Origin of the sequence: Pseudoalteromonas sp. JSTW, from assembly GCF_013423925.1 — a bacterium.
Classification (GTDB): domain Bacteria; phylum Pseudomonadota; class Gammaproteobacteria; order Enterobacterales; family Alteromonadaceae; genus Pseudoalteromonas; species Pseudoalteromonas lipolytica.
On record NZ_CP058972.1, the window covers coordinates 1,809,262 to 1,821,299 of the forward strand.

At 41.1% G+C, this 12,038-nt stretch carries 10 protein-coding genes; 2 read left to right on the plus strand and 8 right to left on the minus strand.

Annotated features, from left to right (window positions below; genetic code table 11):
* Nucleotides 1-188: 188 nt before the first annotated feature.
* Entirely contained in the window at nt 189-1,883 is a 1,695-nt protein-coding gene (locus GZH31_RS08325) for an NAD-dependent malic enzyme (protein ID WP_036968366.1), read from the minus strand.
* A gap of 175 nt (nt 1,884-2,058) precedes the next feature.
* Complete coding sequence (gene ggt / locus GZH31_RS08330; protein WP_180311607.1) at nt 2,059-3,816, minus strand: gamma-glutamyltransferase; 1,758 nt, start codon at nt 3,814-3,816, stop codon at nt 2,059-2,061.
* 54 nt (nt 3,817-3,870) lie between these two features.
* Between ggt and rrtA the strand changes: the two genes are divergently transcribed.
* Nucleotides 3,871-4,485 carry a rhombosortase gene (rrtA, locus tag GZH31_RS08335; protein ID WP_374027194.1) on the plus strand — a complete coding sequence of 205 codons (615 nt, stop codon included), beginning with the start codon at nt 3,871-3,873 and terminating at the stop codon, nt 4,483-4,485.
* 78 nt (nt 4,486-4,563) lie between these two features.
* The gene (locus GZH31_RS08340; RefSeq protein ID WP_118844321.1) at nt 4,564-5,157 is read left to right on the plus strand and encodes a hypothetical protein; all 594 of its coding nucleotides are present in this window, start codon (nt 4,564-4,566) and stop codon (nt 5,155-5,157) included.
* A gap of 72 nt (nt 5,158-5,229) precedes the next feature.
* Here GZH31_RS08340 and GZH31_RS08345 read toward each other — a convergent pair whose 3' ends face one another.
* From GZH31_RS08345 to purE, 6 genes are all read right to left on the minus strand, one after another.
* Nucleotides 5,230-7,722: a prolyl oligopeptidase family serine peptidase gene (locus GZH31_RS08345; RefSeq protein WP_180311608.1), complete on the minus strand. Its 2,493-nt coding sequence runs from the start codon at nt 7,720-7,722 to the stop codon at nt 5,230-5,232.
* 105 nt (nt 7,723-7,827) lie between these two features.
* Nucleotides 7,828-8,991: an endonuclease/exonuclease/phosphatase family protein gene (locus GZH31_RS08350; RefSeq protein ID WP_180311609.1), complete on the minus strand. Its 1,164-nt coding sequence runs from the start codon at nt 8,989-8,991 to the stop codon at nt 7,828-7,830.
* Complete coding sequence (locus tag GZH31_RS08355; protein WP_036968358.1) at nt 8,988-9,920, minus strand: YeiH family protein; 933 nt, start codon at nt 9,918-9,920, stop codon at nt 8,988-8,990. Before GZH31_RS08355 ends, GZH31_RS08350 begins: the two co-directional genes overlap by 4 nt.
* Nucleotides 9,917-10,147, minus strand: a complete 231-nt coding sequence (locus GZH31_RS08360) for a DUF2798 domain-containing protein (RefSeq protein WP_036968356.1) — start codon at nt 10,145-10,147, stop codon at nt 9,917-9,919. Before GZH31_RS08360 ends, GZH31_RS08355 begins: the two co-directional genes overlap by 4 nt.
* Before the next feature lie 137 nt (nt 10,148-10,284).
* Nucleotides 10,285-11,433: a 5-(carboxyamino)imidazole ribonucleotide synthase gene (locus GZH31_RS08365; RefSeq protein ID WP_036968354.1), complete on the minus strand. Its 1,149-nt coding sequence runs from the start codon at nt 11,431-11,433 to the stop codon at nt 10,285-10,287.
* 1 nt (nt 11,434) lies between these two features.
* Nucleotides 11,435-11,917 (minus strand): 5-(carboxyamino)imidazole ribonucleotide mutase, encoded by a 483-nt coding sequence (gene purE, locus GZH31_RS08370; RefSeq protein WP_065979940.1) that lies wholly within the window; start codon nt 11,915-11,917, stop codon nt 11,435-11,437.
* Nucleotides 11,918-12,038 lie beyond the last annotated feature (121 nt).

Here is a 12,038-nt window from a genome sequence, read left to right on the forward strand (position 1 = left end):
TACTGGTGTGAGTGTTGAGTGCATGTATTTTTATGCAAAAAAAGGGGACCTACTATTTTAGGTCCCCTTTGTCATTTAGCCAAAGCGCGAAGGCTTTGTTTCTATTAATATTTTAAGTTTAAATACTTAAGTTTAAATGCTTTAGTTTAAATGCTTTAGTTTAAATGCTTTAGTTTAAATGCTTTAGTTTAAATACTACGTCGCTTGTAATTGCGGTATTCAGGTAACCAATAATTCTTTTCGATAGCAGCCCACAGCGCGTCGTCTGTTAGTTCCAGTGCCACACCTTCTTCCATCGCTTTTTTAGCAACGGCAAACGCAATACGTTTACTCAATGCTTGTATTTCAGTTAGTGCTGGCAATAAGCTACCTTGACCTGTGTTTGCACGTGGTGAAGACTCTGCTAACGTTTCACTTGATACAATAAGCATTGCATCTGTGATACGGGTTGCTTTTGCAGCAATTACACCTAAACCAATACCAGGGAAAATGTAACTGTTATTACATTGTGGGATTGGGAATAACTGGCCGTTGTATTCAACCGGTTCAAATGGGCTTCCTGAGGCGACAATGGCTTGTCCGTCGGTCCATTCTATAACATCTGCTGGCAGTGCTTCTACCTGCTTAGACGGGTTGCTAAGTGGGAAAATAATTGGCTGCGCACACGAGGCATGCATTGCACGAATAACTTGCTCAGTGAATAAGCCAGGTTGACCCGATACACCAATAAGGATATCTGGTTGAGCGCAGTGCATTACATCAAGAAGCGAGGCAAATTCGCCACTGTAAGTCCAGTCTTTTAAGTTTTCTTTTGATTGCGATAAAGCATCTTGGAAATCACGAAGACCTTCCATTCCTTCTGTTAGTAGACCAAAGCGATCGACCATGTATATTTGTGAACGCGCTTGCTCGTCAGAAATGCCTTCAGCAACCATCGTACTGATGATTTGCTCTGCAATACCGCACCCTGCTGAACCTGCGCCAACAAACACAACTTTTTGTTCTGATAACTTAGCACCTTTAACACGACACGCCGCAAGTAATGAACCAACTGTAACAGCTGCAGTACCTTGAATGTCGTCGTTAAAACTACAAATTTCGTCACGGTAACGTTTAAGCAGTGGCATTGCATTCGGTTGTGCGAAATCTTCAAATTGAAGTAGCACACTTGGCCAGCGACGTTTTACTGCTTTAATGAATAGCTCAAGGAACTCGTCGTATTCTTCTTGCGAAATACGTTTATGGCGAGCACCCATGTACATAGGATCGTTAAGTAGTTTTTCGTTGTTGGTACCCACATCAAGCATAACAGGTAATGTGTATGCTGGGCTTATACCACCACATGCGGTGTAAAGCGACAGCTTACCAATTGGAATACCCATGCCCCCAATACCTTGGTCACCAAGGCCTAGAATACGCTCACCATCAGTTACAACGATAACCTTTACTTTGCCTTTCGTCGCATTGCGCAAGATATCGTCGATTTGGAAACGATCTTCGTACGAAATGAATAAGCCACGTGCACTGCGATAAATATCAGAGAACTTTTCGCAAGCGTCTCCCACTGTCGGGGTATAAATAATCGGCATCATTTCTTCAAGATGGTCACGCACTAAACGGTAGTAAAGTGTTTCGTTGTTATCTTGAATAGCACGTAAGTAAATATGTTTGTTTAAGTTGTCGCTAAAACTTGAATATTGTTGGTAACAACGCTCAACTTGCTCTTCAATTGTTTCATAACGCGGTGGCAGTAAACCGGCTAGGTTGAAACTTTCCCTTTCTTTTTGTGAAAATGCACTGCCTTTATTTAATAGTGGCGTTTCGATCAGACCTGGGCCTGAATAAGGAATATAAAGATAATTCGGATCGGTATTTGTAGTCATATTTCCAAGCTTTGATGGCGTCATAATTATGATCTGACATTATTACTGTTGAAGGTTAAATTGCAATGACAATCCACCTTGTCAGACCATTGAAGAAAATGAATTTTATGCTCTAAAAGGCATAAGGCTAAGTATACATGAAAACTCAGCAGCTTTAAGGCTGCTGAGCCTATTTTTAGTGGCTTTTATCACTTAAAGCGATGCCCTCACGGCGTGGATCTGCAGCACCATAAAGTTTACCGTCTTTTAGTTCAACAGCATGTAAACCAGAGTTTAAATCTAAGATGCGAACTTGGTGGCCTCGGTTAACAAAATCGGCTTCGTGGTTGGCAAGTTCGGTGCCTTTTTCAAGACTGGTGTAATTATTACGATTTGTGATACGTGGCAAATTAATTGCTTCTTGTGCATCTAAATCCCAATCAAGAACAGCCACAACAACCTGCGCTACATAATCAATAATTCGGCTTCCACCCGGTGAACCCACGACTAATCGTAAGCTACCGTCTTTGTTAAATACCATTACTGGCGACATAGAACTACGCGGACGTTTACCTGCCTCAACACGGTTAGCGAGTGGTTTACCATCTTTCGTTGGCGATAAAGCAAAGTCAGTAAGCTGGTTGTTTAAAATATACCCGTTCACCATAACGGTTGAACCAAAAGCCATTTCAATTGAACTGGTCATTGACACGGCATTGCCTTCGCTGTCTACAATTGATACATGCGACGTTGACGGTAATTCATAAGCGTCATCCTGCGCATAGGCCAATGAGTTAGGAGGCGTTCCAGCCTCTGCGTGGGCATCTTTTTCGGTAATCAACTTAGCACGGCTTGCTAGGTAATTTTTATCTAATAAACCGTCCGTTGGAATAGCCATAAAATCTGGATCGCCCATGTATACATTACGGTCTGCAAACGCTAAACGTGATGCCTGGGTAAAGTAATGCAATGCTTGTACTGAGTTAGGTGCAAGCTTGGCCATGTCTTTGTGTTCTAGCAACGCTAAAATTTGTAATACCGCAACACCCCCACTACTCGGAGGGGCCATTGAGCATACTTCGTATTGACGATAATCAACACACACAGGGGCGCGCTCTTTACTCTGGTAGTTAGCAAGGTCTGCTTCTGTTAACGTGCCTGGTGCAACCACTGAGTTTTGTACTGCATGCACTAATTGTTTGGCATTCTCACCTTTATAAAAGGCATCAATACCCTGCGATGCTATGTCTTTATAAAGAGCCGCTAATTCAGGGTTCTTTTTTACAGACCCGACAGCCAGTGGCTTACCATCAGGGAAAAAGTAATCACGAATGACGGGTAACGTTGTAACGCCAGGGTTTAGCTCTTTTGCCAGCAACTTATGCAAACGAGGGGATACAACAAACCCCTGCTCTGCCAGCTCAATTGCCGGTTGAAACAGCGTGTGCCATGGCAATTTACCATAATGTTTATGCGCGCTTGCAAAGGCATGTAAAATCCCAGGTACACCTACTGAGCGACCACCCACAACTGCTTCAATCCATTTTACTGCTTTACCATGTTTGTCTAAAAAAAGAGTTTCATCAGCATGGCTTGGCGCTGTTTCACGACCATCGAAAGTGGTTAGGCTTTTGTTTTTGTTGTCGAAATACATCAAAAACGACCCACCACCTATGCCCGATGATTGCGGCTCAACCAGTGTAAGTATCAGTTGAGTTGCAATGGCAGCGTCTACCGCTGAGCCGCCCAGTTCTAACATTTTTTGACCGGCTTTTACTGCATACGGATTTGCAGCAGCAACCATGTATTTAGTGCCTTCAACGACCTGCTTATGCGCAAAGCCTGTTGCGGCTTCAGGCTCACGCGTTTCAACCTTAGTTGGAGCTGCAAAAATTGACGTTGTATAAATTAATGACGAAGAGAGCACAATAAGTGCTTTTGTTTTGAATAACATAAATAAACTTAATCCCGGTGTTTAATTGGCATCTTAAAATTAAACGTGCACAATATGCAAAATTTAAGATACAACAAAAATAACATGATCAACCTTCCTCTGAAACCACAATATGTACTGCCGCCACTGTGTTTAATGCTGATTAGTACCCTTTTTGCTGCGTTTAACTTAAATGATTATTTAGAATTTAACCGTAATTTAGTTGCAGATGGTGAATTTTGGCGTATTTTCACGAGTCAATTTGTACATGCAAACTGGCCGCATTTAGCCTTAAATTGCGCCGGAATTTTATTAATATGGGCATTGCATGCAGAACATACCTCCCCTGCTCGGTATGCTTTTAATACCGCTGTTTTGGCTTTATGGTGTGGTTTAGGCGTATGGTTATTTTGCCCTGATATAAAAATATACACTGGACTGAGTGCACTCTTGCACGGTGTTATTATTTGGGGCGCTGTCAAAGATGTGCAAGCAGGTATGCTAAGTGGCTGGTTGTTATTTATAGGCACCTGGGCAAAAGTAGTGTGGGAGCAAGTTGCAGGCCCTAGTGAATCAGTAAGCCAATTGATTGCGTCAAATGTTGCCATTGATGCTCACTTTATCGGTGCAGTTGGCGGCACTGTGCTGGCTTTGCCTGTACTGATTAAAGTTATTAAACATCGCGAGTAACTTCATAACTTTGCTCGCTTTTTTTAGCTGTGTTCTTTTTTAACACGAAAAATTGTTAATACGAAAAAGGAATTTTAAATGATAAAGAATAATGGCTATTTTTATCTTGGTCTCATCGCACTTTGCCTTTACGGCCCTTTACTGCTTAGCTTTCTAAGCTCATTTATTAATTTACAGTTTATATCGCCAAGGTATATGAGGGATGTCTCTCAGGTAAAAAATATTATTGTATTTGCCTCAGCTATTTTGGGCTTCACCTTATTACTCATGAAATACCAGGAAGTAAGTGCGCTTTTTAAAAATAGAATAATCGCAAACATCACACTTATATTGAGTTTTTTGTATGCTTGCTTGATGATTACTGGGGCAGGCTTAGTTATGTTTCTGGATGCGACCTTCGGCTCACATAAAGACTACATTTATCAAGAACACACACTTAATGACCGTACTTTCTATGTCTATACAGCGGACCCCGGTGCTTTTGGCAAAGCGCATCATTATGTGTATTTAAAGTGCCCTGCATCCTTTAATCGCTATGAATTAGAGTTTATAGCCAAGCTATCGTGGATAAAGAACTTTAAGATGAGCTTAGTGAGCGATGATTTAATTTTTAAAGGCGAATCAGAGCAGTATACAAAAGTGCTCAATGTAAGCACATTTCACTGCAAATAGACCCATTGAAATAATCATAATGTAAATAAAAACAGCCACTTAAAGTGGCTGTTTTTAAATTACTTAATAGTATTAAAGCGTTTCTTTAAATAGCTTATAAATACGACGGTATTCATCTAACCAGCTTGATGGCTGTACAAAACCATGGGGTTCAACTGGGAAGATGGCTGTTTCAAAGTTTTCTTTTTCAAGCTCAATTAAACGTTGTACTAAACGCACTGAATCTTGGAAGAATACGTTATCATCAACCATAGGCGCATTAATTAATAAATGACTTTTCAGGCCTTCAGCAAAGTAAATTGGTGAACTCTTTTCGTAGGCGATCGGGTCAACATCTGGATGATTTAAGATGTTAGACGTATAAGGTCCGTTGTAATGAGCCCAATCGGTCACTGGACGAAGTGCAGCACCCGCTTTAAATAAATCAGGTTGGGTAAATAGTGCCATAAACGTCATGAAGCCACCGTAAGAACCGCCATACGTGCCAACAGCTTGTGTATCAACATTCGCGTTTTCAGCCATCCAGCTTACGCCATCGGCTAAATCTTGAATCTCTGGTGTGCCCATTTGACGATAAATTGCAGTACGCCAATCACGGCCATACCCTTTCGACGCACGATAATCCATATCCATGACTACATAGCCTTCAGATGCTAATAGTGAATGGAACATAAACTCGCGGAAGTAACCAGACCACCCCATGTGGGAGTTTTGTAAGTAACCTGCACCGTGGTTGAAGATAACTGCTTTACGATTTTTACCGGTTTCGCCTTCTTTATAGTCAGCGGGGTAATACACTTTTGCGTAAATAGGTTGATCAGTGTGGCTTGAAGGCACAGCAACAATTTTAGGCGCAATTAACTTCTTAGCCAAAAACTCGTCAGACACCGTATGCGTTAACTGAGTTACTTGTGTATTTGCTTTTGCATCAGCAACATATAGCTCTGGTGGCGACATAATTTTTGAGTGAGTTAGCAGTAATTTGCTTTCATCTGGACTTAACTGGTAATCAGTCATACCGTCTAGGTTAGTCACTTGCTCAGACTCACCGTTAGCAGGATTTACACGGTAAATTTCGTATAGACCTGGGTGCTCAACATTTGCTTTGTAGTAAATCGCTGAGTTATCCGCGGTTAATGTTAGGTTTGAAACAACAAACTGACCTTTAGTAAGTTGTGTTGCTTTACCATTTAGCGGCTTTTTATAGATATGGCTGTAACCAGACTCTTCTGATAAGTAGTAAAGCGTATCTGAGTTATTTAACCAACCAAAGTCATTGTATGCATAGTTAACCCACGCATCATCGTGTAAGCGGTGTTGAGAAACAAGTGTGTTATTCTTTGTATCAACAGTTGCTAACCAACGGTCTTTGTTGTCCCATGCTTCAAGCATAAGCGCAACCTTTGAGCCATCGGTGTTCCATTGGATTGCACTTTGATCCCAACCCCAGTCCATCATTAGATTAATTGCACGTGGTGCTTTTTCAGACTTGTAAGTTTTGCCATCACGGGCGTAGTTTTCTTTTTTTACCGCGGCAAGCACATCTTCATCAAAGCCTGGTAATGTGTCGAACGCCAGTGTTGTTTGCTCACCCGATTTAAGGTCAATGTAAATAACATCTGAGCTGATTGGTTTTTCATCTGCAACACGGCGACGTACTTTTTCTGCTTTAACTCGCGCATCATCAGCGATGTAATTAGGCATAATATCGCCTTCATCGCGCCATGGACGGCTTTCGGTGGTTACTGCAACTAATGCTTGGCCATTTGGTGAAAGCTGCACATCGGCTAAACGCTTACCTTTACCTAAATAAAACTGTGAATTTGCAATGCTGTCGTTTTGCTCTTTGATTTGTTCTTCACGCGCTTCACGATCTTTTTTATTTTTGTGCGTAAGTGCAATGTAATCAATTAATTTATGCTGTTCTTTTGCAATATACGTGTCAGGCTCTTGAACACCTTTTGGTGCATCGTCTAAGTGCAGATTTACAAGCTCTACTTGACGACCTGTCGCTAAATCAACTTTATAAAATGCATTACCTTGGCGGTAAGCAAGATTGCCGTCGGTTAAAAACTGCGGTTTTGATTGCTGTGCACTGTCGTGTGTGATCTGCGTTATTTGACCTGAGCTCAAGTTTTTAACAAAAATATTGCCTTCAAATGCATAGGCCTGTTGCTTTTTATCTGTTGAATAAACAGCATTTTTTGCACCAACAGTGTGTAGTTTATTTAACGCAACTTGAGATGCAGACTGGCTATTAACCGCTTGAACATATAAGTCACGTAATTCGTTACCTTGTTGCTTTTGAGCATAAACGATGCTTTTAGAGTCACCATTCCAAAAAGCGCGCTCAGGCTGACGACCAAGCCAATCAGGGTGAGCCATAGCTTGCTCTAATGTAATTTCAGATGAACCAGTGTCTACGGGTGTAGCAACCATTGGAGCAACTTGAGTAGGACTTACTTCTGTTGCAGTTGAGGCGGTTGTTTGACAACCAGCTAGCATGAAGCTAGATGCGACTGCGAGAGCCACTAACGTTTTGTTAGCAGTGGTTTTGAATTTCATAGTGCTTCTTACAGGTAATTATAATTCGCCTTATTTAAGCAGAAGCACTGATGAAATAGCAATTTTAATAGGATAAACAGCCAAACTTTTCCGTTTAATAACAGCTTATTTTAACGAAATATCGAGCCACACCATGCGATGATCAGAAGACGCATTACGATCTTTAATTAAACGGTACAATTCGCTGTCTTTGGTTGGCCAAAATACCCCCCCATTTTTAATTTCAATACCGTAATTTGATGGCAGTACATAATCAGCACGTGCTTGCCAATACGCGGTGTAATTTTTAGCGTAACTGTCTTTATAAGACTCTTTTGCACCTTTACTCGATGGTGTAAACGACGCATTAACATGTGGATTTTTTAATATTTGATCCGTTGTCGTTGGGCGTGCTTTATCCCCTTCTGGTGCAGCATTTAAATCACCAACAATTACAAACCGACTATTCGGTTTTAAGCCACCTTGTTGGCCTTTATCATCATAGAGGTAGTTTTCGTTGTTAATGTAATCAGCAATCAGTCTAACTTCATCATGGTTGCGCTTGCCGTTACGGTCTTCATCACCATCAAATACAGGTGGCGTAGGATGCGAAGCTAATAAATGGAATGTCTTTCCTTTTACTTTTATGGGTAAATCCCAAAACGATTTTGAGCTTAAATGAATAGCTTGCCACGCTTCTTTTGAATACCAATCTTTACCTGTTTTGGGGTCTATAGGCATTTGCGCGTTTGGCATATCTTTGTATTTGAATGTTTGCAGTGTACGGGCTTTTTCTAAATCAATAGGATAACGCGAGAGTACAGCCATCGCATAATGCCCCTCAAAGAAGCCAAAACCGTGCGCATCACCTTTGTAATGCCCCTTTACACCATCTTTATCTAGGTCAAAATTAGTGGGTAAACCTGTATTAACCGGCGCAATGAAAGCATACGGGTAATCTATAGCAACCTGCTTATTTTGTGAGACTTGTAGATAATTTTTACGAAAAACATTAATGCCTTTATCTGCATCGATGTAATCAAATTCATTGAGTAAAATAACATCAGGTCTGACGCGTTGAATAATTTCTGCGATATTACGAATTTGCTGGTGGTTACTTGCAAGCGCTTTACTGAGCGCGTCTTTATCGATTGTTTCGCCTTTGCTTGCATAGTTTGTTGCGTCCATACTGACGTTAAAAGTCGCAACGCGTAAGTCGGCAGCAACAAGGTTAGTTGCAAATAAACCAGTTGCAAGTGCAATTGAAGACGTTAATAAGGCGTTTTTCATGAAATAAATCCATCTACTATTAAAAGTAAAATAATACTACTGACGATGATCCATAAGATCATTGCCATGATAAAAGGTTTAATACCAGCTTGCTTAAGCACTGTAACAGATAAGCCACTGCCAATTAAAAATAGCGTCATAACTAATATTTGTTTCGCGCCAATATTCAATGCATGCCAAAGAGGTTGATACTCTGGTAAGCTTGAATTTATCAGTGCTGCTGCTAAAAATCCAATTATAAACAAAGGGATACTTGCTTTTTCATCGGATTTCCAAAAAACTCCCGCAATACTTGTATAAGGAATAATCCACATTGCTCGGGTTAACTTTATGGTGGTTGCAATCGCTAATGCTGATGCGCCATAAGCAGCTGATGCACCAACAACGCTACTGGTATCGTGTATTGCAAGTGCGGCCCATACACCAAATTGCTGTTCTGTTAGACCAAGATAGTGACCAATCATTGGAAATAGCACCAGACCTAGCGCGTTTAATAAAAAAACAACCGCGAGTGAAATGGCGACTTCATGATCTTTTGCTTTTATTACGGGGGCCATAGCTGCTATCGCACTCCCACCACAAATTGCCGTACCAAACGATATCAATACCCCAGTATTTTTATTCAGTTTAAATAACTGAGATAAAATTTCACCAAGTCCAATTATGGCTGTAATGCTAACAATGGTGAGTACGATAGAGCTGCGCCCTACTTCAATAACTTGATTAAAATCAACAGCAAACCCTAAACCTATGACAGCAATTTTGAGCATTATCTTACTCAATTTTTGAGAGAGAGCTGCAAAGGGGTTACCCAAAATAATAGCAAATAAAGCCCCTACAATGAGCGATGTAGCAGAACCTACAAAAGGAATAGCCGAGATTAAGAATAACGCAATAAAAAGAAGTTGTTTGGGACGTTCAGCAATCACAACGGGGCTCTTATCAGTCTGTTTGTTAATTTATGCACCAAAGGCGCGATTAAAATCACAGTAGGAAATGCAACACAAAAAGCAAAAGCCCATGCTTTTAACCAAAGAATCACAATATTATCGACAAAACCAACGTTAAAAATGCTGATCACCAATGACATAAAACCAGACATAAATAACGCCATAAAAAACGCAAATACGACTGTTTGTAATCGTGGATGGAACATAGCACGCTAATATTAGTATAAAAATAGGAGTCTATCGGAAGAATTTATAGACGCAAGCTCTTTGAGACAAGAGACGTAAATACATGTAATGGCATTAAAAAGCCGAGAAGACCTCGGCTTTTAGCAATTTAAACTGATTAGTTTAAAATCAACTGTGTACTGGTGTTTGCGACACCTGGGTAATCTTCTTCTGGTAGAATTTCGGCAAGGGCCGCTAAACGCTCACCCAGTTGATGAAGATTATCGGCAGAGACATTAATGTGCCCCATTTTGCGACCCGGCTTTGCTGTTTTGCCATACCAGTGACTCGTAACGTCGTGTGTAGCCAGCACTGATTGAGGGATAGATGGTTGGCCTAACACGTTAATCATCGCTGTTGGGCGAAGTAACTCCGTGCTACCCAGAGGTAAACCCGCCACTGCGCGCATATGGTTTTCAAATTGCGAACAGTGAGTGCCCTGCTGCGTCCAGTGACCCGAGTTATGCACACGTGGCGCAATTTCATTAACGAGCAATGTACCTTGCACATCAAAGAATTCAATCGCTAACACACCTACATAATCAAGCTCTTGCGCTAATTTATTAAACGCGCGCTCAGCTTGCTCTTGAATGGCCGCTTTTTCTTTGCCAGCAACAGATAGCGTTAATACACCGTTGGTATGCTGATTTTCGGTTAATGGGTAAATAACCGTGTTCCCTGCTTTGTCGCGTGCACCAATGATTGATACTTCACGGTCAAATGGGATCATCTTTTCAGCAATGATTGAATGTGGCGCAGAGTCAGTACCTGAAGCAATGAAGTCTGCCATTTCAGACCAGATTTGTTCAATTTCGTCATCTGATTTTAAACGCCACTGGCCTTTTCCGTCGTAACCAGCTTGGCAAGTTTTAATTACCAGCGGTTTACCTAAACGTTCAACTGCGGCAATTAAATGTGCTTTTTCGGTGATTAATTGATAAGGCGCACACTCTACGTGTGTTTTATCGAGTAACGCTTTTTCTAATGCACGGTCGCCGCCAGTTTTTATGGCTGCTTTGCCCGGGTAAAACTTATTGCTTTGACAACACAGTGTTAAGACATCATCGGGAATGTGCTCAAACTCTGCGGTAATAGCATCTGCATTATCGATTGCTTGTTGTAATGTGCTGCTGTGAACTTCACCTGTTAAAGGGTGAATAATTTTTTCACTGCCTACATCGTAAGCAACCACGTTTAAATCAAGCGGTGCGCCTGCTAAACTCATCATACGAGCTAGCTGACCTGCACCTAAAATCAAAATATTCATATTACTCTGCAGGATTTGGGTTAGCTAAAATAGTCTCTGTTTGTTCTTTGCGGAATGCTTCTACTTTTGCGAAGATTTCAGGCTGTTGGCAACCTAAAATTTGTGCAGCGAGTAGACCCGCGTTTGCCGCACCAGCTTCACCAATAGCAAGCGTACCGACAGCAACACCTTTAGGCATTTGGCAGATAGATAATAATGAATCAACACCGTTTAGCGTTTTAGATTTAACAGGCACACCTAATACAGGTAGCGAGGTAAACGCCGCAGCCATACCAGGTAAGTGCGCAGCACCACCGGCACCCGCTATAATAATTTTTATACCACGCTCAGCAGCTGAGCTTGCATAATCGGCAAGTAATTGAGGAGTACGGTGTGCAGAAACAACTTTGGTTTCGTATTCAATGCCGAATTTTTCAAGCATTAACGCCGCATGTTCCATCGTTGGCCAATCTGATTTGGAACCCATAATAATGCCAACAGTCATATTTACACCTCAATCAATTTATTTTATAAAAAAGCGATTAATACCAACTGATAATTTAATCATGCAAATTGGTATAAAAGCGGACTTTTGTCCTTATTTTGTGGCGTGTATTATATACCTA